General features: G+C 61.2%; 20 protein-coding genes. 8 read left to right on the top strand and 12 right to left on the bottom strand.

Annotated features, from left to right (window positions below):
* Nucleotides 1-187 precede the first annotated feature (187 nt).
* Entirely contained in the window at nucleotides 188-1,378 is a 1,191-nt protein-coding gene (locus DMX12_RS03425; protein ID WP_110676245.1) for a multidrug effflux MFS transporter, read from the top strand.
* 176 nt (nucleotides 1,379-1,554) lie between these two features.
* Here DMX12_RS03425 and lpdA read toward each other — a convergent pair whose 3' ends face one another.
* Nucleotides 1,555-2,955: a dihydrolipoyl dehydrogenase gene (lpdA, locus tag DMX12_RS03420; protein ID WP_110676243.1), complete on the bottom strand. Its 1,401-nt coding sequence runs from the start codon at nucleotides 2,953-2,955 to the stop codon at nucleotides 1,555-1,557.
* 207 nt (nucleotides 2,956-3,162) lie between these two features.
* Here lpdA and cfaB point away from each other — a divergent pair, with 207 nt between their 5' ends.
* Entirely contained in the window at nucleotides 3,163-4,347 is a 1,185-nt protein-coding gene (gene cfaB / locus DMX12_RS03415) for a C17 cyclopropane fatty acid synthase CfaB (protein WP_029886462.1), read from the top strand.
* A gap of 26 nt (nucleotides 4,348-4,373) precedes the next feature.
* Here cfaB and cls read toward each other — a convergent pair whose 3' ends face one another.
* Entirely contained in the window at nucleotides 4,374-5,813 is a 1,440-nt protein-coding gene (gene cls / locus DMX12_RS03410; protein ID WP_110676241.1) for a cardiolipin synthase, read from the bottom strand.
* A gap of 131 nt (nucleotides 5,814-5,944) precedes the next feature.
* Here cls and DMX12_RS03405 point away from each other — a divergent pair, with 131 nt between their 5' ends.
* Nucleotides 5,945-6,472 carry a DUF3617 domain-containing protein gene (locus DMX12_RS03405; RefSeq protein ID WP_110676239.1) on the top strand — a complete coding sequence of 176 codons (528 nt, stop codon included), beginning with the start codon at nucleotides 5,945-5,947 and terminating at the stop codon, nucleotides 6,470-6,472.
* Here DMX12_RS03405 and folE2 read toward each other — a convergent pair.
* A complete protein-coding gene (gene folE2, locus DMX12_RS03400) occupies nucleotides 6,456-7,361 on the bottom strand; it encodes a GTP cyclohydrolase FolE2 (protein WP_110676237.1) in 906 nt (301 codons plus the stop codon). The genes DMX12_RS03405 and folE2 overlap by 17 nt on opposite strands.
* A gap of 23 nt (nucleotides 7,362-7,384) precedes the next feature.
* Nucleotides 7,385-7,765, bottom strand: coding sequence for a glutamine synthetase (locus DMX12_RS03395; protein ID WP_110676235.1), 381 nt, complete (start codon nucleotides 7,763-7,765; stop codon nucleotides 7,385-7,387).
* Between the two features lie 115 nt (nucleotides 7,766-7,880).
* Here DMX12_RS03395 and zigA point away from each other — a divergent pair, with 115 nt between their 5' ends.
* Genes zigA through DMX12_RS03380 form a run of 3 tightly spaced genes read left to right on the top strand, consistent with a single transcriptional unit; the run spans nucleotide 7,881 to nucleotide 10,723 of the window.
* Entirely contained in the window at nucleotides 7,881-9,089 is a 1,209-nt protein-coding gene (zigA, locus tag DMX12_RS03390; RefSeq protein ID WP_054913669.1) for a zinc metallochaperone GTPase ZigA, read from the top strand.
* A complete protein-coding gene (locus DMX12_RS03385) occupies nucleotides 9,086-9,712 on the top strand; it encodes a DUF1826 domain-containing protein (RefSeq protein WP_110676233.1) in 627 nt (208 codons plus the stop codon). Before zigA ends, DMX12_RS03385 begins: the two co-directional genes overlap by 4 nt.
* Nucleotides 9,713-9,751: 39 nt before the next feature.
* Entirely contained in the window at nucleotides 9,752-10,723 is a 972-nt protein-coding gene (locus DMX12_RS03380; protein ID WP_110676231.1) for a GTP-binding protein, read from the top strand.
* Here DMX12_RS03380 and DMX12_RS03375 read toward each other — a convergent pair whose 3' ends face one another.
* A complete protein-coding gene (locus DMX12_RS03375) occupies nucleotides 10,724-11,116 on the bottom strand; it encodes a DUF3301 domain-containing protein (protein WP_110676229.1) in 393 nt (130 codons plus the stop codon). It lies immediately after the preceding gene.
* A gap of 121 nt (nucleotides 11,117-11,237) precedes the next feature.
* Here DMX12_RS03375 and pdxY point away from each other — a divergent pair, with 121 nt between their 5' ends.
* Nucleotides 11,238-12,110, top strand: coding sequence for a pyridoxal kinase PdxY (gene pdxY, locus DMX12_RS03370; protein ID WP_110676227.1), 873 nt, complete (start codon nucleotides 11,238-11,240; stop codon nucleotides 12,108-12,110).
* Here the strand turns inward: pdxY and DMX12_RS03365 are convergent.
* Entirely contained in the window at nucleotides 12,107-12,592 is a 486-nt protein-coding gene (locus DMX12_RS03365) for an acyl-CoA thioesterase (RefSeq protein ID WP_009683536.1), read from the bottom strand. The two genes, pdxY and DMX12_RS03365, sit on opposite strands and share 4 nt — an antisense overlap.
* Nucleotides 12,593-12,728: 136 nt before the next feature.
* Nucleotides 12,729-12,938: a hypothetical protein gene (locus DMX12_RS28915; protein ID WP_125854445.1), complete on the bottom strand. Its 210-nt coding sequence runs from the start codon at nucleotides 12,936-12,938 to the stop codon at nucleotides 12,729-12,731.
* On the opposite strand from DMX12_RS28915, the gene DMX12_RS03360 reads away from it, so the two are divergent.
* Nucleotides 12,933-14,693, top strand: a complete 1,761-nt coding sequence (locus DMX12_RS03360) for a cation:proton antiporter (RefSeq protein ID WP_110676224.1) — start codon at nucleotides 12,933-12,935, stop codon at nucleotides 14,691-14,693. The genes DMX12_RS28915 and DMX12_RS03360 overlap by 6 nt on opposite strands.
* 101 nt (nucleotides 14,694-14,794) lie before the next feature.
* Here the strand turns inward: DMX12_RS03360 and DMX12_RS03355 are convergent, their stop codons facing one another.
* The 5 genes from DMX12_RS03355 to zwf all read right to left on the bottom strand — a co-directional run bounded on the left by DMX12_RS03355 (nucleotide 14,795) and on the right by zwf (nucleotide 20,501).
* A complete protein-coding gene (locus tag DMX12_RS03355; RefSeq protein ID WP_009683533.1) occupies nucleotides 14,795-15,202 on the bottom strand; it encodes an SMI1/KNR4 family protein in 408 nt (135 codons plus the stop codon).
* Between the two features lie 114 nt (nucleotides 15,203-15,316).
* Nucleotides 15,317-16,165: a Tim44 domain-containing protein gene (locus tag DMX12_RS03350; protein WP_054904314.1), complete on the bottom strand. Its 849-nt coding sequence runs from the start codon at nucleotides 16,163-16,165 to the stop codon at nucleotides 15,317-15,319.
* 176 nt (nucleotides 16,166-16,341) lie between these two features.
* Nucleotides 16,342-18,528 (bottom strand): DNA helicase II, encoded by a 2,187-nt coding sequence (uvrD, locus tag DMX12_RS03345; protein WP_009683531.1) that lies wholly within the window; start codon nucleotides 18,526-18,528, stop codon nucleotides 16,342-16,344.
* Nucleotides 18,529-18,661: 133 nt separating this feature from the next.
* A complete protein-coding gene (locus DMX12_RS03340; RefSeq protein ID WP_110676222.1) occupies nucleotides 18,662-18,970 on the bottom strand; it encodes a hypothetical protein in 309 nt (102 codons plus the stop codon).
* An 88-nt stretch (nucleotides 18,971-19,058) separates the two neighbouring features.
* The gene (gene zwf / locus DMX12_RS03335; RefSeq protein ID WP_110676220.1) at nucleotides 19,059-20,501 is read right to left on the bottom strand and encodes a glucose-6-phosphate dehydrogenase; all 1,443 of its coding nucleotides are present in this window, start codon (nucleotides 20,499-20,501) and stop codon (nucleotides 19,059-19,061) included.
* Nucleotides 20,502-20,602 lie beyond the last annotated feature (101 nt).

Genomic DNA, 20,602 nt, shown 5'->3' with positions numbered 1-20,602 from the left:
ACGACGCCACCCCAGAGCCTTCGCTTCGTTTCGCAGCGCCAGCAGCGCCGATCAAGCCCGGGTCAAGGATCCGCAGGTCAATCGGGGTTCCTACCACAAACAAGGCCCTGCCCACTCTCAACCGCCAGGCCTCGGCCTGACCACGACGCGCGCCGGGCATCCGCTGCCCGGTGCGCCGGAGGTAAGCATGAACGCGACCAAGCGTTACGAGAATTTCATTGTCTTCCTGGCGCCGCTGATCAACAGCGTGGGCGGTATCGCCATCGACCTGTACGCGCCGAGTATCCCCTCCATTGGCCGTGAACTGTCAGCCAGCCCGGCGCTGATGCAGAACACCATCACCATCACCCTGCTGTTCTATGCACTGGGGCAGCTGTTCTTCGGCATCATGGCCGATGCCCGTGGGCGGCGGCCGGCGGTGCAATTGGGGCTACTGGTGTTCCTCGCGGGCAGCGTGCTGGCAACCGTGGCCACGTCCATCGAGATGCTCCTGCTCGCCCGCGCCTTGCAAGGCTTCGCCATCGGCGCCTGTCAGGTAGTTGCCCGTGCGCTGCTGGTGGACATCGTCAAAGGGCCGCGTTTCTACGTAGCGATCATCTACCTGAGCCTGGCCTTCGGCCTGGGGCCGGTGATCGCGCCGTATATTGGCGGGGTGATCGAAGTGCACCTTGGCTGGCGCTACAACTTCGTCCTGTACGCCGTATACGCCGTCATCGTGTTGGCCTTCGTGCTGGCAGGGCTCAAGGAGTCGTTGCCCGCAATGAACAGACGCAGCGCCTTGCACACCTGTGCCGGCTACCGCCCGATCCTGGCGGACAGCCGCTTTCGGGCCTCGGTGGTTGTGCTCGGCTCGAGCTTCTCGGCGTTTCTGCTATGGAACGTGTTCGGCCCACACATCGTCCAGGAACGCCTGGGGCACAGCGCGCAATACTTCGGCACCACCGCGCTGGCTGTGGGTAGCTGCTACCTGGTCGGCACTCTGGTCAACCGTGCGCTGATCCGGCAGGTCAAGCCACGGCTGCTGATGTGGGCAGGAATGGCGGTGTTTCTGCTCGGCGTGGTGACCATCGCCACGCAGGCAGAGGACCTACACCTGGTCTCGATCTTGGGCGGCATCATGCTGGTCGCGTTCGGTCAGGGCTTCATCTTCTCCAACGCCATGGCCAACTCGATGTCGCTGTTCCCCGACCGCGCCGGTGTTGCCGCCAGCCTGCAAGGCTGTCTGATGCTGGTATTCGGGTCATTGGCCTCGGCGCTGGTCAGCGCTTTGCCGCTGACCTCGAACCTGGCAATTGCCTGCGTGTTTCTGGTGCTTTGGTTGATCTCGTTGTCGGGCATGCTGAGCGTGCGCGTGCCGCGTCAAGCCTCGGTGGCCTGAAGCCTGCCGACCCCGGCGGTGCAGCGTATCTGTTGCCGGGATCTGCAAGGCAGCGCTGAGCAGTATTCATCAACCAGCAGAATCGAGTAACTGCAACGCACCAAACGCTTGCCTGCGCCGAAGGGGGAAGCAGCGGACGCAAGCTCCCGCTCGCTGTTACCCTCGGCGTAGTCGACTCAAATCTGCATGGCCATGCCATCCACATTCATCGCTGCCTGGCGCAACGCTTCGGAGCGGGTGGGGTGGGGGTGGCAGGTGAGGGCGATATCTTCGGCCGAGGCCGAGAACTCCATGGCCACGCAGAATTCACCGATCATTTCGCTGACGCTCGGGCCCACCAGGTGCACACCCAGCACTTCGTCGGTTTTGGCATCGGCAAGTACCTTGGCGAAGCCTTCGGTCTCGTGGTTGATCTTGGCGCGGCTGTTGGCCGTGAAGGGGAATTTGCCCACTTTGTATTCACGCCCTTCGGCCTGGAGCTGCTCTTCAGTCTTGCCCACGCTGGCCAGCTCCGGCCGGGTATAGATCACGCCTGGGATGAGGTTGTAGTTGACCTCGTGCGGTTTGCCGGCGATGCGCTCGATGCAGGCCACTGCTTCGTCTTCGGCCTTGTGCGCCAGCATCGGCCCGGAAGTGACGTCGCCGATTACCCACAGCCCGGGCACGGAAGTGCGGTGGTGTTCGTTGCCGAGCATGCCGCGCTTGTCGGTTTCCAGGCCTGCGCTTTCCAGGTTCAGGCCTTTGGTATAGGGGCGGCGACCGATGGCGACCAGTACATAATCGGCTTGCAGTGTTTCTGCCGCGCCACCCGCTGCAGGCTCAAAGGTCAAGGCCACGCCGTCGGCGCTGGCGGTCGCGTGGGTCACTTTGCTGCCCAGCTTGAACGCCATACCTTGCTTGGCCAATGCCTTCTGCAGGGTCTTGGCGGTTTCGCTGTCGGTGCCAGGGCAGATGCGATCGAGGTATTCGATGACCGTGACCTGGCTACCCAGCCGGCGCCACACCGACCCCAGCTCGAGGCCGATCACCCCGGCACCGATGACGACCAGGTGCTTGGGCACCTGCGGCAGCGACAGCGCGCCGGTCGAGTCGATGATGCGCTGGTTGTCGATGGTCACGCCTGGCAGCGGCGTCGGCTCGGAACCGGTGGCGATGACGATGTCTTTGGCCTGCAGCGTGGTTTCGCTGCCGTCCTGCGCCTTCACGACCACTTTGCCGACGCCATCCAGGCGGCCCCAGCCCTTGACCCAGTCGACCTTGTTCTTGCGGAACAGGTACTCGATGCCTTTGGTCAGGCCGGCCACGCTCTCGTCCTTCTGCTTCATCATCTGGGCGAGGTTCAGCGTAGGTTTGACTTCGATGCCGAGGTGGGCGAACGCCTCACCGCTGGCGGCTTCGTAGAGTTCGGAAGCATGCAGCAGTGCCTTGGACGGCATGCAGCCGACGTTCAGGCAAGTGCCGCCCAAGGTCGAGCGGCCCTCCACGCAGGCGACACTGAGCCCAAGTTGGCCAGCGCGAATGGCTGCGTTGTAGCCGCCAGGGCCACCGCCGATGATCACCACGTCATAGGTTTTCATGGTTCAACTCCAGGGATGTAGAAACGCGACAGGGGCATTAGGTTAGGCTGAGCCTTTAGAATTGTATACAATTTGCTGCGCGTACCAGCGCGGCAGGGTCTAGACCATGGTCTGATCGGGAGGAAACATCCCATGGATGAACTACTCTGATTCGACGACGTTCGAAATTTCGGGCGTCGTGGCCAATTACGGATAGGAGGGTCGTTCATGCTTGCGCAACTTCCACCGGCACTGCAGAGCTTGCATCTACCGCTGCGGCTGAAACTCTGGGACGGCAACCACTTCGATCTCGGGCCCAGCCCGCAGGTAACCATACTGGTCAGAGAACCCCAGTTGATCAGCCAGCTGACCCACCCGAGCATGGACCAGTTGGGCACGGCATTCGTCGAAGGCAAGTTGGAGCTGGAAGGCGATATCGGTGAGGCCATACGCGTTTGCGATGAGCTGAGCGAGGCACTGCTTACCGACGAAGACGACACGCCGCCCCAGCGCCTGGCGCATGACAAGACCACCGACGCCCAGGCCATTTCCTATCACTACGACGTTTCCAATGAGTTCTACCAGCTGTGGCTGGACCAGGACATGGTGTACTCGTGCGCTTATTTTCGCGAGCCGGACAACACCCTCGATCAGGCGCAGCAGGACAAGTTCGAGCACCTGTGCCGCAAGCTGCGGCTCGATGCGGGCGACTATCTGCTCGATGTGGGCTGTGGCTGGGGAGGGCTGGCGCGTTTCGCCGCCCGTGAGTATGGCGCCAAGGTATTCGGCATCACCCTCAGCAAAGAACAGTTGAAGCTCGGCCGCCAGCGGGTCAAGGCAGAGGGTCTGAGCGACAAGGTCGATTTACAGATACTCGATTACCGCGATCTGCCGCAAGACGGCCGCTTCGACAAGGTTGTCAGCGTGGGCATGTTCGAGCATGTCGGCCATGCCAACCTGGCGTTGTATTGCCAGAAGCTGTTCGGTGCGGTGAGGGAAGGGGGGCTGGTGATGAACCACGGCATCACCGCCAAGCATGTCGATGGTCGGCCGGTGGGGCGAGGTGCAGGCGAGTTCATCGATCGCTACGTGTTCCCACATGGTGAGCTGCCCCACCTGTCGATGATCAGTGCCAGCATCTGCGAAGCAGGGCTGGAGGTGGTGGACGTGGAGAGCTTGCGCCTGCACTACGCCAAGACCCTGCACCACTGGAGCGAGAATCTGGAGAACCAGCTGCACAAGGCGGCGGCACTGGTCCCCGAGAAAACCCTGCGCATCTGGCGGTTGTACCTGGCCGGGTGTGCCTATGCGTTCCAGAAGGGCTGGATCAACCTGCACCAGATTCTGGCAGTGAAGCCCTATGCCGACGGGCATCACGACCTGCCCTGGACACGCGAGGATCTGTACCGCTGACACCTACCTCTGGTCGGCGGCACCGATTACAGGATTGGGGATATCAAGCGTGCGATGCGCATCCCCAATTGCTGTAGCCGGTGGGTGTCGCGGCTGTCCTCAACGGTTATTTCTCGCGCCTGCTCGAAGTCTTCATTCAACATACGTTCCACCTGGTCGGCAAAGCCACGGTCGACCGTCAGCAGGGTGATCTCGAAGTTCAGGCGGAATGAACGGTTGTCCAGGTTGGCACTGCCGATTGCGCTGACCTCGTCATCTACCAGTACCACCTTCTGGTGCAGGAAACCCGGCTGGTAGCGGAACATGCGTACGCCTGCGCGTACCGCTTCGAAGGCAAACAGGCTGGAGGCGGCATAGACAACCCGGTGGTCGGGGCGTGCCGGGATCAATACGCGCATATCCACCCCACGCAGTGCTGCCAGGCGCAATGCCGCGAACACCGCTTCGTCAGGGATGAAGTAGGGGGTGGTTATCCACACCCTGCGCGTGGCGGAGTGGATGGCTTCAAGGAAGAACAGTGCGCAGGTTTCCTGTGGGTCCGCTGGCCCACTGGCCAGGGCCTGGCAGAGCACGCCGTCGTCCGGGTAGGCATCTGGCAGAATCAGCGGCGGCAGCTGGCGCGAGGCCCAGTACCAGTCTTCGGCGAACGACTCTTGCAGGCAGGCCAGCACTGGCCCGCCGATCTGCACATGAGTATCGCGCCACGGTGAAAGCTGCGGGTCTTCACCCAGGTACTCGTCACCTACGTTATGCCCGCCAATGAAACCGACCAAGCCATCCACCACCACGATCTTGCGATGGTTGCGGAAGTTGACCTGAAAGCGGTTGAACCAACCACGCCGGGTGGCGAAAGCGTGAACCTGTACGCCGCCATCACGCAGCGCCTGGCTATAGCTGGCTGGCAAGGCATGGCTACCGACACGGTCGTACAGTACAAAAACCTGAACCCCTTCAGCCGCCTTGCGCAGCAGCAGGTGCTGTAACGCCTTGCCGAGCTTGTCGTCATGGATGATGAAGAACTGCACCAGCACCACATCGCGGGCTTTTTCGATGGCCGCGAAAATGGCATCGAAGGTGGCCTTGCCATTGATCAGCAGCTTCACCTGGTTGTTCGCCAGGCAAGGCATGCGCCCCAGTTTGGGCATGGCGCGTAGCGCGGCGTAGCTTTCCGACTCGCGGGCGGTAAGGGCTTCTTCAACCCATGGCCGCCAGTTGAGGTTGGCCATTGCAACGTGCATTTCCTGGTTGGCTTGGCGGCGCGCCTTGATATACGCATTGAACGAACGGGCGCCGAACACCAGGTACGGTATAAGGGTGAAATAAGGAATGAAGAACAACGGCATCGCCCAGGCGATCGCGCCTTGGGCCGTGCGCACCGTGAACAACGCGTGCAGTGCGGCTACGATACCCAGTAGATGAATCAGGCCAATTACATAACCAAAGAAATAGGGGCTGTGGTAATCCATATGCATCCTGCTCACCGAGTACTGTTGGCTAACAGAACACGTTCCCGGTGCACCTTGCAACCTGCGGATGGTTTTGACGTCTAAGGCTCAGCCCGGCCCGCTTGGCCGGCTTTTTTCAGGAGTGTTCACCCATGAAGATTCGTCTGCCACTGTTGGCCCTGGTCCTCGGTATGAGCAGCCCGCTGGTGCATGCCCAGATGCTGCAACCCGGTTTGTGGGAGCTGACCACCAGCAACATGCAGGTCGATGGCAAGCCGTTACCTGACATGGGGTTCATGCTGGGGCAGCTCAAGAACCTGCCGCCGGAGCAGCGCGCGATGATGGAAGGCGTACTGGCCAAACAAGGGGTGACGTTGGCTGGTAATGGCGTGCGTTCCTGCCTGACCGCCGAACAGGTGGCGACCAACGACATCCCGCTGCAGGATCCCAAATCCGGTTGCACGCAGAAAATCACTGACCGTACCGGCAACGTGTGGAAGTTCGAGTTCAGTTGCCCGAAGGCACAGGGCAGTGGCCAGGCGACGTTCCTCAGTGATCGGGAGTTCACCACCCAGGTCAGTGGCACCTTCAACGCGTCGGGTGTTCAGCAGCAAGGCAGCATGAACACCCGTGCGGTGTGGCTGGGCAGTGATTGCGGTACGGTCAAACCGCGCAGTTGACGTCCCACTGCCACTGGCTGGTGGCAACAGCGTCGTGGGCATGCAGGCTTTCTGCATGTTCCACCCGCAGCCTGAAAGCAGCACTCCACTCCAATTGTCGCAGCGCCTGGTGCAGGCGCCGGGCAGCATCTTCACAGAACATCAGGTTTTGCCCGTTGGCTAAAGCGAAGGCCTGTTCGTCTGCACGCTTGACCGCAGTCTGTACCGCTGTGCCCAAGCTTATTTCGATGCAATCAATCAGCTCGGTAACCGGCAGCTCACGCTGGCTGCTGCGCAGCCGTACCTGAATTTTCGCGCTACTGCGTTGGCTATGTGGGGTAGCGACGATGCCTTCGGCAGTGCCCAGCCAGTTCATTACCGCCGCGGTGTCGACCTGCGATCCGGGGAAGTGCTGTTGGAACTGCTGTTGTATCAGTTGCCTGGCAAGTGCCGCCGAGCATGGACAGGTGGACGAATAGGGCACGCACACGGATAGTTCCACGTGGAACATTTCATTCTCGATGCGTGCATCGATGGTCACGGGATAGCTCTTCCAGCCTGCCAATGGGCTGATCAAGGCTGGTCTTTTAAGCAGGTGATCAAAGCCCAGGCGCAGATAAGCAGCGGAAGACAGCCCTTCGTGGCTGGTCAAAAAATCCGCCAAAAGCTGCCGAATTGCCAGCGGCGTAAGGGGCTGGTTTTCCAGGGCCTCCAATGCAAGGTAGAGCCGCGACATGTGGATACCGCGTGAATGGCCGTCTATCAAACTGACGCCTGCGTCGACGGTGGCAGCAGCGGGGCGCCCTTCGAACTGCACGGGCAGGGCTATGCCGCACATGCCCACCCAGTTCAGTGGCAAGGCGAACGCATGAGTCTGTGAGGCGATATCGGGGAGCGTGTGCTGGTTCATTGGGGTTTCCACAGAAAAAGGTGTCAGCGGCAGCCGCCGATCATGCTGCAATGCAAATCGAAACGTTGCCCGCTGGAACTGGACACCCGGTTCAACGTGGTCCAGCCTACGCGGCGGCTGTAACCCACCCAGGCTTCGCCGTCACTGGCCAGGCCGGTGAAGAAGGTCAACGAACCGTAACGGCTGTTGGTTTGAGCCCATAGCCGCCGCGTGACCGAGTCGAAACCGCGCAGGTAAAGCTCAGTGCCGTGTGTGCGTACGCTGTAGTAACTCCCTTTGCCGTCCTGGCAGGAGAGCAGCGTGGCGCTGCGGGTACACAACGCCAGTGCAGTGCTCTGCGGCATGGCAACCAGTGAGGTGGGCATGGCGAACAACACCAATGCCATGGCGCGTGACAGTTTCATGTTTTGTCCCTGGTGAGCAGTCGTCCGTCGAGAACGACTTGGCGAAATTGTATTGTTACTTTATAACATTGTGCAATGCATCGTTTCGAATGCGCTCGCCTGAAGGGGTTTCGCCATGTCCAATCGTCTTCCCGTTACTGTGCTGTCCGGCTTTCTGGGTGCCGGCAAAAGCACGTTGCTCAACCATGTATTGCGTAACCGTGACAACCTGCGGGTTGCCGTCATCGTCAACGACATGAGCGAAATCAACATCGATGCCAGCGAGGTGCAGCGCAACGTCAGCCTCAACCGCGCTGAAGAAAAGCTCGTCGAGATGAGCAACGGCTGCATCTGCTGCACCCTGCGTGAGGACCTGCTGGAAGAGGTAGCGCGGTTAGCCGCAGAAGGGCGCTTTGACTACCTGCTGATCGAGTCCACGGGCATTTCAGAGCCACTGCCGGTAGCAGAGACTTTCACCTTCCGCGACGAACAAGGCCGCAGCTTGTCCGACATGGCCCGGCTGGACACCATGGTCACGGTGGTCGATGGCCTGAACTTCCTGCGCGATTACCAGGCTGCAGACAGCCTGGCCAGCCGTGGGGAAACATTGGGCGAGGACGATGAGCGCTCGATCAGCGACCTGCTGATCGAACAGGTGGAATTTGCCGATGTTCTGCTGCTGAGCAAGATCGACCTGATCAGCCAGCATGAGCGCGAAGAGCTCGTGGCCATTTTGCGCAGCCTCAATGCGCGGGCAGAGATCGTGCCGATGGTCATGGGCCAGGTGCCACTGGAGCGAATTCTCGATACGGGCCTGTTCGACTTCGACCAGGCGGCCCAGGCGCCAGGCTGGTTGCAGGAGCTACGCGGCGAGCACGTACCGGAAACCGAAGAGTACGGGATTGCAGCCATGACCTGGCAAGCGCGTCGCCCGCTGCATCCACAACGGTTCTACGACTTTATCCACACGCACTGGACCAACGGCCGCTTGCTCCGTTCCAAAGGCTTTTTCTGGTTGGCCAGCAAGTACCAGGAAGCCGGTAGCTGGTCGCAAGCGGGCGGGATGATGCGCCATGGGCTAGCGGGGCGCTGGTGGCGCTTCGTACCGCGCGACCAGTGGCCTGAGGATGTGGATAACACCAGTGCAATCCTTAAACACTGGACCGCTGAAACCGGCGATTGCCGCCAGGAATTGGTGTTCATTGGGCAGAACATCGACTTTGCCAAGTTATCCACAGCCCTTGACGCGTGCTTGTTGACCGACCAGGAAATGCAGCTTGGGCATATGGGCTGGTTGCGGCTGCCCGATCCATTCGGACCGTGGCATGCGGAGTCCGCAGCATGAGCCTGGCATTAAGGCCTGTGGATATCTTTCAGGTGTTTGGCGAAACGCCGCAAACATTGGCTGAGGTCCTGCAGGATGGTGTCAACCTGGCCGTGTGGCGGCGGCGGCTGCCGGCGCAGTTGCAGGACTTTGCCGAACTGGTACTCAGCCTTGGCCAGCCTTTGACCGACCAACGGGTAATCGAGGTGCACGAGCAACACGCGCCGGTCCTGCCGGACCTGCTGCGCGAAGCCGCTGACCTGCATGGCTATGAGTCATTTGTAGCCGATGTGACCTGGCTGGTCGCGGCCTACACCTGCCTGGTGGGTGCGCGCCGTGTGGGTTTACGCCTGCGCGTGCTGGATGGCCCCATGTGTCCGCGCTTCCATGTGGATAACGTGCCATTGCGCTTGCTCACAACCTACGTGGGGCCGGGCAGTGAATGGTTGCCTGAGGCAATCAGCCCCCGGCGGGAGTTACACACAGCACAGCTGCCTGTGGATAAAATTCAAACCCTGCAAGCCGGTGATGTGGCGTTGCTCAAGGGCGAGAAATGGCAAGGCAACGAAGGCGCAGGTCTGGTTCACCGCTCGCCTTCGGGCCAGCAGGGGCGTCTGCTGCTGAGCCTTGACTGGTTGGCCTGACGGCGCATAGTTAGGCTTTGCCACTGTTTGAACCAGGCCATGCTGCAGAACATACCTACCCACGTGATTGCCGGCCCGCTCGGCGCCGGCAAAACCACCCTGATCCGCCATTTGCTGGCGCAGCGGCCGCCCAATGAGCGCTGGGCGGTGCTGATCAATGAATTCGGCCTGGTTGGCCTGGATGCGGCGTTGCTCAGCCGGGATGAAGACGGTGTTGCCATTGGTGAAGTGGCCGGTGGTTGTCTGTGCTGCGTGAACGGTATGCCGTTTCAGGTCGGGCTAGGGCGTCTATTGCGCAAATCACGCCCTGACCGTTTGTTCATCGAGCCTTCAGGTTTGGGTCACCCGTTGCAATTGCAGGCACAGCTGCAGGCAGCGCCATGGGCTGGAGTGCTGACAATTCAGCCACTTGTCATGGTTTTGGATGCTCAAGCGGTAGTTCGCAACCAGCGGCTTTCCGATGCGCAACAGCAGGCGTTGAACGCCTGCGAATGTGTGATTCTGAATAAGTCAGAGGCTGTGGATGAATCAACTAAGTTGTTGATAAGTAATAAATTTAGCGACAGGAGGGTGCTGTGGGCGGTGCAGGGTGAAGTAGCGTTTCGTGGCCTACCCCAGGCACCTTCACAGATTGTTGACAGCCCGCTTTCCGCCTTCAGGATTGTCGACAATCTGGAACTAACCACAGGTACGGTCTGGGCCGACCCCACCCAGCCGGTCTGCCTGGCCCAGCAAGGTGAGGGTGGTTGGAGTATTGGCTGGCGCTGGCACCCCAGCCAGCAGTTTTATCCACAGCGGCTAAGCACGTTCTTGCAAAATTTGCCCTGGCGACGCGCCAAGGGGGTTATCCACAGCTCGGAGGGGTGGCAGGCTTTCAACGGGCTGGATGGGGGCTTGCCCGCCTGGCAGCCCAGCGAGTGGCGCCGGGACAGCCGCATCGAGCTGATTTTCGATCAGCCACAGTCGCAACCGGCGCTGCAGGCCGGCTTGCGCGAGTGCCGCATCAGCTGATCAGTTTCGCCAGCGGTTGTGTTCCTGGCGCCATTGCTGCATCTCGATAACGTTGTCGGTGCGCGGCGGGGTCTTGATCTCGAACGGGTAGGGTGCCAGTTCTATCTGCACGCTGTGCGCACCGAACTGTGTCACGCTACCGGGGTGGCGCTGCTCGCCAGTGACGGTGAACTCGAAGGCATAGATGCGGGCCAGGCGCTTGCGGCCATTGGCATCGCGCACAAAGCCGATGCGCTTGAGCGCCACGGCGTCGTCAAGCAACTCGAGGTCCAGTTTGGCGCAATGCTGTTTGACTCGGTCCAGGGCTTTCTCGCGCAACCCATGGTTGTGCCACAACCAGGCGCCTGCCGTGGCTACCAGCATCAAGACGAACAGGTTCTCCAGGGTCAACATTTGCTTATGCTCCAAACAGGTAGATCCAGCTTAACTGCGTCCCTGGCCTGTCGTACAGGTGACAATCGAGTTCATACTGCGTCGCGCACCATTCTTTGAAACAGCTTTGGAAAACACCCGCATGAAACGTACTCCGCACCTGCTCGCCATTCAGTCCCATGTGGTGTTCGGCCACGCCGGCAACAGCGCCGCGGTGTTCCCCATGCAGCGGATCGGGGTCAACGTATGGCCGCTCAATACCGTGCAGTTCTCCAACCACACACAGTATGGCCAGTGGGCGGGCGATGTGCTTGCTCCAGCGCAAATTCCTGCGTTGGTCGAAGGTATTTCCAACATCGGTGAACTGGGGCACTGCGATGCGGTGCTTTCCGGTTACCTGGGCAGTGCCGAACAAGGGCGGGCGATTCTGGCCGGGGTACAGCGGATCAAAGCGGTGAACCCCAAGGCGTTGTACCTCTGTGACCCGGTCATGGGGCACGCTGAGAAGGGGTGCATCGTACCGCCAGAGGTCAGCCAGTTCCTGCTCGACGAAGCGGTGGCCAAGGCCGACATCCTGTGCCCCAACCAGCTGGAGCTGGACAGCTTCTGTGGGCGCCGCGCGCAGTCGCTGGAGGATTGCGTGCACATGGCGCGCAGCTTGCTGCAGCGCGGGCCGCAGGTGGTCGTGGTCAAGCACTTGGCCTACCCCGGGCGGTGCGAGGACCAGTTCGAAATGCTGCTGGTGACGGCCCAGCACTGCTGGCACCTGCGGCGCCCGCTGCTGGCGTTTCCGCGTCAGCCAGTGGGGGTCGGCGACCTGACTTCCGGGCTGTTCCTGGCCAGGGTATTGCTGGGCGACAGCTGGGTGCAGGCATTCGAGTTCACTGCCGCCGCGGTGCATGAAGTGCTGTTGGAAACCCAGGCCTGTGCCAGCTACGAGCTGCAGCTGGTACGGGCCCAGGATCGCATTGCCCACCCGCGTGTGCGCTTTGAAGCGCGGTTGCTGGCGTTTTAGATAGCGTCGGTTTTCAGGTCCTGGTAGCGCTTTTCCAGTTCCTGGCGGATCTGGCGGCGCTGCTGCCCCTGCAGGAAGCGGCGCTTTTCTTCGCTGCTTTGCGGCTGACGCGGCGGTACCGGCACAGGGCGGCGATTGTCGTCCACCGCTACCATGGTAAAGAAGCAGCTGTTGGAGTGGCGCACCGAGCGCTCGCGAATGTTCTCGGTCACCACTTTGATGCCCACTTCCATCGAGGTATTGCCGGTGTAGTTGACGGACGCCAGGAACGTCACCAGCTCGCCCACGTGTACCGGCTCGCGGAAGATCACCTGGTCCACCGACAATGTCACCACATAGCTGCCTGCATAACGGCTGGCGCATGCATAGGCCACTTCGTCGAGGTATTTGAGCAGGGTGCCGCCATGTACGTTGCCAGAAAAGTTGGCCATGTCCGGGGTCATCAGGACGGTCATGCTCAGCTGGGCGTTTCCAGGTTCCATAAGGTGCTCACGGTTAGGTTGCGCTGAATCGGGCGAATGGAGGGGGTGATCTGCTGACACGGGTTTTCCCTCTTGTGAATTTGCCTCGTTGCTACGGGACGTTGCCGGGGGCGTAGCGGTCACGCTGATCATGCCATCAGCGGCGCTTTTCCAGCCGATCTGTTTCTGCATATTGCGCCGGCTTTTTGCAGCCGATCGCGATGTTAACCTGAGTACGCCCATGCACCATGGGCGTTCCTGCATTCAATACAGTATGTACTTGCTGCTCGCTCAGGTTTGCCCCGGCAGAGGAGCGGTTTGCCCAGGCATTCATAAAAGACGAGAAAAGGAGTATCACGCCATGCATGCCATCAGCTTCATCCAGGACCTGGCAGTCATCATGCTGGTCGCTGGCGTGGTCACCATCCTGTTTCACCGCCTCAAACAGCCGGTCGTGCTTGGTTATATTGTCGCCGGCTTCATCATCGGCCCGCACACCCCGCCATTCGGCCTTATCCACGACGAAGACACCATCAAGACCCTCGCCGAGCTGGGGGTGATCTTCCTGATGTTCTGCCTGGGGCTCGAGTTCAGCCTGCGCAAGTTGTTCAAGGTGGGCGCCACGGCGTTCATCGCGGCGTTCCTCGAAATTGTGCTGATGATCTGGATCGGCTTCGAGATCGGCCGCTGGTTTGGCTGGAACACCATGGACTCGCTGTTCCTGGGTGCCATCCTGGCCATTTCCTCGACCACCATCATCGTCAAGGCGCTCAACGACCTGAAGATGAAGAACGAGCGCTTTGCCCAGCTGATCTTTGGCGTGCTCATCGTCGAGGACATTCTTGGCATTGGCATCATTGCCCTGCTCTCAGGTATCGCCGTCAGCGGCACGGTCAGCTCGGGGGAAGTATTCTCCACTGTCGGCAAGCTGTCGTTGTTCATGATCGTTGCCCTGGTCATCGGTATCCTGCTGGTGCCGCGCCTGCTGGCCTACGTGGCCCGGTTCGAGAGCAACGAGATGTTGCTGATTACCGTGCTGGGGCTGTGCTTCGGCTTCTGCCTGCTGGTCGTCAAGCTGGAATACAGCATGGTCCTGGGCGCCTTCCTGATTGGCGCGATCATGGCCGAGTCACGCCAGTTGCTGAAGATCGAGCGCCTGATCGAACCCGTACGCGACCTGTTCAGCGCCATTTTCTTCGTCGCCATCGGCTTGATGATCGACCCGCAGGTGCTGGTCGAATACGCTTGGCCGATTGTGGTCATTACCCTGGCGGTGGTATTGGGCAAGATGTTGTCCTGTGGCATGGGCGCGTTCATTGCCGGTAACGATGGGCGTACCTCGCTGCGCGTGGGCATGGGGCTTTCGCAGATTGGCGAGTTCTCCTTCATCATTGCCGCGCTGGGCATGACCCTGCAGGTAACCAGCGACTTCCTGTACCCCGTGGCGGTCGCCGTATCGGCTATCACCACCCTGCTTACGCCCTACCTGATCCGCGCAGCCGACCCGCTTTCGCAAAAGCTGGGCAATGTCGTGCCCGGGCGCCTGGCGCGGGTGCTGTCGTTGTATGGCGAGTGGTTGCGCAACATTCAACCGCAGGGCGAGGGTGCCATGCTCGCGGCAATGATCCGGCGCATCCTCCTGCAGGTTGGGGTGAACCTGGCGCTGGTGATCGCGATCTTCTTCAGCGGCGGCTATTTTGCCGGGCGCATCGGTAACTGGCTCAGCGAATGGGTCAGCGACATCAGCCAGCAGAAGGCGATGATCTGGGGCGCGGCGTTATTGCTGTCGCTGCCGTTCCTGATCGCGGCCTACCGCAAGCTCAAGGCGCTGTCGATGCTGCTGGCCGAGATGGGCGTGAAGCCGGAAATGGCCGGGCGGCATACCCAGCGGGTGCGGCGAGTGATTGCCGAAGTGATTCCGCTGTTGTCGTTACTGGTGATTTTCCTGCTGTTGTCGGCATTGTCTGCGAGCATCTTGCCGACCAACGAATTGCTGTTGGTGATTGCCGTGGTCGCTGCGGTGGTGGTGGCCTTGCTGTGGCGCTGGCTCATTCGCGTGCACACGCGCATGCAGATCGCCTTGCTGGAAACGCTGGAGAACAGCCGCGAGAACTCGCACTGAGTGCCGCCCGGCCGCAGCGACAGCGGCGCCTACCGGTTCACCACACGCTTGGCCGTTGTGGGTACCTGTAGGCGCCGCTGCACCGGAATTGGTGGGGAAGATCAGCTTTCCAGCCACACATCCCGTGCCCAGTGCCACACCGATTCCCAGCTGTCCTCACCGACCAGCTCTTCCTCGGCATCCCACAGCACCACGGTGCCATCTTCCTCTACGCAGTAGTAGTTGGCGCCGTCCTGGCACAACGGGATCAGCTCACGCGGTACGCCCGCATCCCAGGCGTTGGCCGCCACCTCGGGCAGGTAGGTGTGCGACTGTGGATCGGTGCAAGTTACAGGCTCCAGTGAGCCGTACACCACATCGCTCACAGTCAGCAAAAACTCTTTGAACACGTATGGAATGTTGATGAACAGCTGCTCTTCTATCTCTACCAGCTGGTCCTCATCGGGAAGCTCCAAAGGTACCGGCACCGGCTCGTTGGCTTCACGGAGTTGTTCGATCACTTCTTCCACGGTTCACTTCCTCTGACCTAGATGACAACTTTGCGCGTTATACCCTAGTAGGCCACTCTGACAAAAGCAAAAACCCCGGGGCAAGCCCGGGGTTCTTGGTACGGCGCGCAGCGGTTAGCTGTTTTGACGGATACCGGCTACCAGCCAAGGCTGGTTCTCACCTGGGGCACGCACCATGTGCCAGCTTTCGCTGAACAGTTCGCCCTGGTCGAAGCGCGAGTTTTTCGACACGCCGCGGAAGGTCAGGGTGGCGTCGGTGCGGTCTGGGCGGTCATCGACGCCGTCCAGTTGCACTTCGAGGTTATCGATGTAGGTGGACTGGAAGCCATCACCCAACTCGGCGCGCTCACGCTTGAGGAACTCAAGCATCTGCGGCGTGACGAACTCGGCGATCTTGTCCATCTCGTTGGCATCCCAGTGCTGCTGCAGCGACTGGAAGTGGTTGCGAGCGGCAGCCAGGAAGCTCTGCTCGTTGAACCAGGCAGGTGCGTTGATCACCGGGGCGGCGGCAGGCGCGGCCGAACCACCGAACACCGACGGCTGGGCAGGCTGGCCGTGGGCTTCACGCTGCATCGGCGCGTGGCCTGGCATGGCCATTTGCGGTTGTTGCTGGCGACGACGCGCGGCAATGAAGCGGAACACCAGGAAGGCGATGAGCGCCACGATCAGGAAGTCCATGATCTGGAAGCCCTCGAAACCGTCGCCCATGAACATGGACGCCAGCAGGCCGCCGGCGGCCAGGCCAGCGAGTGGGCCCAACCAGCGCGAAGCACCGCTGGCGGCCGGGGCGGCACGACCAGGAGCGGTCGGCGCGGCGGCTGGCGCGGTTGGTGTGGCCTGGCGGGTCTGGTGAATAGGCGCGGAGCCCGAGCTCTTGCCGCCGCCGAAACGCTTGGCGTTGGCGTCCAGGCTCAGCGTCAGGCCGACGCAAAGCGCCAGTGCGATGCTAAGAAAACGTTGCATAATTGGGATATCCCCTGTTGTGGATTGCACGCGCGTCATGGTGCACAGGTTCCCGGGCACATGACCAGCGACATAATGTTTCCAGCTTTTGCCTGAATGTTACAACGCCGGCACCACCGCCCTTGAGCGCGCCCCCAAAAAGGCAGCCGCTGCAAGGAACGGTACTGGCATAGGCGTCAGATCGCCTCGAGTTTGGCATACCCCAGCATCAGCCATTTGCTGCCTTCGGCAAAATTCACCTGCACCCGTGCCTGGGCGCCGGAGCCCTCGAAGTTGAGGATCACGCCTTCGCCAAACACCGCGTGCTGCACCCGCTGGCCGAGGTTGAAGGCGGTTTGCGGGATGTTGGCATTGTCGAACAGGTGGCTGTTGGTGGCTGTCTTGGGGGCGCCGAACGGGCGGCTGACGCTGTTGGAAAGGCGTACTTCCTGAACCAGCCCTGGTGGAATTTCGCGAACGAAGCGCGACACCTTGTTGTAGGTTTCGCTGCCATACAGGCGGCGTGTCTCGGCATATGTCATGACCAGTTGGCGCATCGCACGGGTGATGCCGACATAGGCCAGGCGGCGTTCCTCTTCCAGGCGGCCAGGTTCCTCGAGGCTCATCTTGTGCGGGAACAGCCCTTCTTCCATGCCGACCAGGAATACGTAGGGGAACTCCAGGCCCTTGGCGCTGTGCAAGGTCATCAGCTGGATGCTGTCCTCATGTTCGTCCGCCTGGCTGTCGCCGGCTTCCAGCGAAGCATGGCCGAGGAAAGCCGAGAGCGGAGAGAGGTCGGCATCTTCTTCGGTGGATTCGAAGTTGCGCGCTGCGCTGACCAGTTCCTCAAGGTTTTCTACCCGTGCCTGGCCCTTTTCACCCTTTTCTTCCTGGTGATAGGTAATCAGCCCGGACTGCTCGATGGTGGTCTGGGTCATGGTATGCAGCGGCATGTCCGCAACCTTGGCAGCCAGCCCTTCGATCAGTTCGATGAAGGCCCCCAATGCACTGGCGGCGCGGCCTTTCAACGCCTTGGCGGCGATCAGCTGGCACATGGCCCCCCACATGGAAAGCTGGCTGTGGCGGGCGTGCTCGCGGATGGCTTCGACGGTTTTTTCGCCAATGCCGCGTGGGGGGACGTTGATTACCCGCTCCAGTGCGGCATCGTTGCCACGGCCTTCGATCAAGCGCAGGTAGGCCATGGCGTTCTTGATTTCGGCGCGCTCGAAGAAGCGTTGGCCGCCATAGATGCGGTACGGCACGCGTTCGCGCAGCAAGGCTTCTTCCAGCACCCGCGACTGGGCGTTGGAGCGGTACAGGATGGCAATGTCGTTGCGCGCGTTACCCTGCTTGATCAGGCCTTCGATGGTTTCCACCACGTAGCGCGCTTCGTCGTGCTCGTTGTAGGCCGCGTACAGGGTCAGGGGTTCGCCTTCACCCAGGTCAGTCCACAGCTCTTTGCCCAAGCGCCCGCTGTTGTTGGCAATCAGCGCGTTGGCAGCCTTGAGGATGCCGCCGGTGGAGCGGTAGTTCTGCTCCAGGCGGATCATTTCGGCGTCGGGGAAGTCGGCGGTGTACTGGTGGATGTTCTCGATCTTGGCGCCGCGCCAGCCGTAGATCGACTGGTCGTCATCGCCCACCGCCATCAGGCTGGCGCCACCGCGCGCCAACAGGCGCAGCCAGGCGTACTGCACGGCGTTGGTGTCCTGGAACTCGTCGACCAGCACGTGCTGGAAGCGCCGCTGGTAATGCTCCAGCAGGCCGGGGTGGTCACGCCACAGGTCCAGTGCGCGCAACAGCAGCTCGGAAAAATCGATGACCCCGGCGCGTTCGCAGGCCTGCTCGTAGGCGGTATACACCTCGCGCATGGTGGCCAGGAACAGATCGCCGCCGGCCTGGATATGTTGCGGGCGCAGCCCCTCGTCCTTCTGGCCGTTGATGAACCACTGGGCCTGGCGGGCCGGCCACTTCTGTTCATCCAGGCCCAGCTCGCGCATTACCCGCTTGATGAGGCGCTGTTGGTCGTCGCTGTCGAGGATCTGGAAGTTCTGCACCAGCCGCGCTTCCTGCCAGTGTGCCCGCAGCAGGCGATGGGCCAGGCCGTGGAAGGTGCCGACCCACATGCCAGCTGGGTTGATGCCCAGCAATTGCTCGATCCGCTGGCGCATTTCCGCGGCGGCCTTGTTGGTGAACGTCACCGACAGGATCGAGTGCGGCGAGGCCTGCTCTACCTGGATCAGCCAGGCGATACGGTGCACCAGCACGCGGGTTTTACCGGAACCGGCGCCGGCAAGCACCAGTTGACGCCCGAGCGCGGCCGCTACGGCCTGGCGTTGGGCATCGTTGAGGGAGTTCAGCAGGAGGGAGAGGTCGTCTGTGTGCATCCGGCCATTCTAGGGCGCGGCAGGGAAGGGGTAAATGGTACTGTATAAATACTCACCTGCCCAAGCGCCGAACGGTGCATGCGCAAGGCCGCCGCGCCGGGCGTGCAAGCCGACGTGGCGGTTATCAGCGAAATCAAGCAGTGATCAGGATTTCGTCGATCTCGGCAAGCAGCGTGCCTTCGTGGAAAATTTCCACGCTGGCGATGGCTTCAGTGCCGGTTGGCATCTCGAAATGCACCTCCTTGTCACACAACACCTGGATGAAGCTGCCGCCTTCCGATTTCAATTCCAGGTCCAGGGCCAAGGTACCCGGTTGCCCGTCGCGCTTGACCAGCACGGGGTCGACGCCAGGGTTGGCGACGGTCACGGTACCTGCAACCCGCACCCGCGCCCCTGGGGGCATCCTGTCATGTTGGGCTTTCCAGCTCTTGCTGTTGATCATGTCTGCAGCTCCATTAGTACGAAGGGCGAAATGCGCCTTCCGACCAGAGCGTGCAACAAGCCCCAGCCCAGCCACAGCATGAAACTTTTCAGCTATGCCAGACCCTGCCATGGCGTGCCAGCAGGCTGGTAGCCTGCTCTGGCCCGTTGCTGCCAGCCGCATACGGGCGTGGGGCCTGGAAGTGTTCTTCACAGCCCTTGATCACGGGGTCGATCCAGGCCCAGGCGGCTTCTACTTCATCACGGCGCATGAACAGCGTGGAGTCGCCCTCCAGCACATCCAGTAACAGGCGTTCGTAAGCCTCCCAGCGGCGCGTCTGGCTGAAAACCTGGGCCAGGTTCAGGTCGAGGTCGACCGGCTCAAGGCGCATGCCCTTGCCAGGGCTTTTGGTCATCATGCGCAGGCTGATGCGTTCCTCTGGTTGCAACTGGATCAGCAGCTGGTTCACCTGGCCACCGTTGAACAGCTCATGGGGCACCGGCTTGAACTGAATGACGATTTGCGACGAGCGCCGTGCCATGCGCTTGCCCGTGCGCAGGTAAAACGGCACCCCAGCCCAGCGCCAGTTGTCGATGTGTGCCTCGATGGCGATGAACGTTTCGGTGTCGCTGTCATTGTCGACGTCTTTTTCGAAGTAATAGGCCGGCACCTCCTGGCCGCCGATGCGCCCCGGGCCGTATTGGCCACGGACCGTCTTGTCCTGCACGTCCTGGCCAGTGATCGGCTTGAGCGCGCGCAGTATCTTCACTTTTTCATCGCGTACCGCTTCGGCCTCGAACTGCGCGGGTGGCTCCATCGCCACCAGGCACAGCAACTGCAGCAAGTGATTTTGCAGCATGTCGCGGATCGCGCCAGCCTTGTCGTAATAGCCGCCCCGGTTCTCTACACCCAGGGTTTCGCACACGCTGATCTGCACGTGATCGACCTGGTTGTTGCGCCACACCGGCTCCAGCAGGGCGTTGGCAAAGCGCAGCGCCATCAGGTTCTGCACGGTTTCCTTGCCCAGGTAGTGGTCGATACGAAATACCTGGAATTCTTCGAACACCGCGCCAATCGCTTCGTTGATGGCGGTGGCCGACTCCAGCGAGTGGCCGAGCGGCTTCTCCAGCACGATGCGTGCTTCGCCGTCGGCCAGGCCTGCGGTGTGCAGGTGGTTGGCAATGGGGACGAACAGCTTGGGTGCGGTGGCCAGGTAGAAGATGCGCGTGAGCCCGCCTGGCTCACCCAGGTAGCGCGCCAGGCGGCCGAAATCGGCGCTCTGTGACGCGTCCATGGGGAAGTAGTCGAGGCGTGCGGAAAAACGCTGCCACACTTCTTCGTCAAAATCGGTACGGGCAACCTGTGCCCGGCAGTGGCGCTCGGCGAGCTTCAGGTAGTCATTGCGTGGCAGGTTGCGGCGGGCCAGTGCGATGACGCGTACTGCAGGGTTGAGGCGGGCCTCGCGGAACAGGTGGTAGAGCGCCGGAAGCAGTTTGTGCAGGGCCAGATCGCCGGTGCCGCCGAATACCAGAATGTCGCAAGGAATAGTCAAACCACCACTCTCCACGTTCGTTTAACTGGGCGGGTTGGCGTCCATGTAGTATAACTACAAGAAAGCTACAACCCGGCCAGCCGATCATAACCGAGTCCAGC

Source organism: Pseudomonas sp. MB-090624 (assembly GCF_003205245.1).
Taxonomy (GTDB): Bacteria; Pseudomonadota; Gammaproteobacteria; order Pseudomonadales; family Pseudomonadaceae; genus Aquipseudomonas; species Aquipseudomonas juntendi.
The sequence above is the reverse complement of the archived record's forward strand: the minus strand, read 5'-3'. Positions and strand labels throughout refer to the sequence as shown.

Bases quoted from the DNA above. Each gene is read 5' to 3' on its own strand.
- DMX12_RS03425 (WP_110676245.1), top strand. From the start codon at position 188: ATGAACGCGACCAAGCGTTACGAGAATTTCATTGTCTTCCTGGCGCCG.
- lpdA (WP_110676243.1), bottom strand. From the start codon at position 2,955: ATGAAAACCTATGACGTGGTGATCATCGGCGGTGGCCCTGGCGGCTAC.
- cfaB (WP_029886462.1), top strand. From the start codon at position 3,163: ATGCTTGCGCAACTTCCACCGGCACTGCAGAGCTTGCATCTACCGCTG.
- cls (WP_110676241.1), bottom strand. From the start codon at position 5,813: ATGGATTACCACAGCCCCTATTTCTTTGGTTATGTAATTGGCCTGATT.
- DMX12_RS03405 (WP_110676239.1), top strand. From the start codon at position 5,945: ATGAAGATTCGTCTGCCACTGTTGGCCCTGGTCCTCGGTATGAGCAGC.
- folE2 (WP_110676237.1), bottom strand. From the start codon at position 7,361: ATGAACCAGCACACGCTCCCCGATATCGCCTCACAGACTCATGCGTTC.
- DMX12_RS03395 (WP_110676235.1), bottom strand. From the start codon at position 7,765: ATGAAACTGTCACGCGCCATGGCATTGGTGTTGTTCGCCATGCCCACC.
- zigA (WP_054913669.1), top strand. From the start codon at position 7,881: ATGTCCAATCGTCTTCCCGTTACTGTGCTGTCCGGCTTTCTGGGTGCC.
- DMX12_RS03385 (WP_110676233.1), top strand. From the start codon at position 9,086: ATGAGCCTGGCATTAAGGCCTGTGGATATCTTTCAGGTGTTTGGCGAA.
- DMX12_RS03380 (WP_110676231.1), top strand. From the start codon at position 9,752: ATGCTGCAGAACATACCTACCCACGTGATTGCCGGCCCGCTCGGCGCC.
- DMX12_RS03375 (WP_110676229.1), bottom strand. From the start codon at position 11,116: ATGTTGACCCTGGAGAACCTGTTCGTCTTGATGCTGGTAGCCACGGCA.
- pdxY (WP_110676227.1), top strand. From the start codon at position 11,238: ATGAAACGTACTCCGCACCTGCTCGCCATTCAGTCCCATGTGGTGTTC.
- DMX12_RS03365 (WP_009683536.1), bottom strand. From the start codon at position 12,592: ATGGAACCTGGAAACGCCCAGCTGAGCATGACCGTCCTGATGACCCCG.
- DMX12_RS03360 (WP_110676224.1), top strand. From the start codon at position 12,933: ATGCATGCCATCAGCTTCATCCAGGACCTGGCAGTCATCATGCTGGTC.
- DMX12_RS28915 (WP_125854445.1), bottom strand. From the start codon at position 12,938: ATGCATGGCGTGATACTCCTTTTCTCGTCTTTTATGAATGCCTGGGCA.
- DMX12_RS03350 (WP_054904314.1), bottom strand. From the start codon at position 16,165: ATGCAACGTTTTCTTAGCATCGCACTGGCGCTTTGCGTCGGCCTGACG.
- uvrD (WP_009683531.1), bottom strand. From the start codon at position 18,528: ATGCACACAGACGACCTCTCCCTCCTGCTGAACTCCCTCAACGATGCC.
- DMX12_RS03340 (WP_110676222.1), bottom strand. From the start codon at position 18,970: ATGATCAACAGCAAGAGCTGGAAAGCCCAACATGACAGGATGCCCCCA.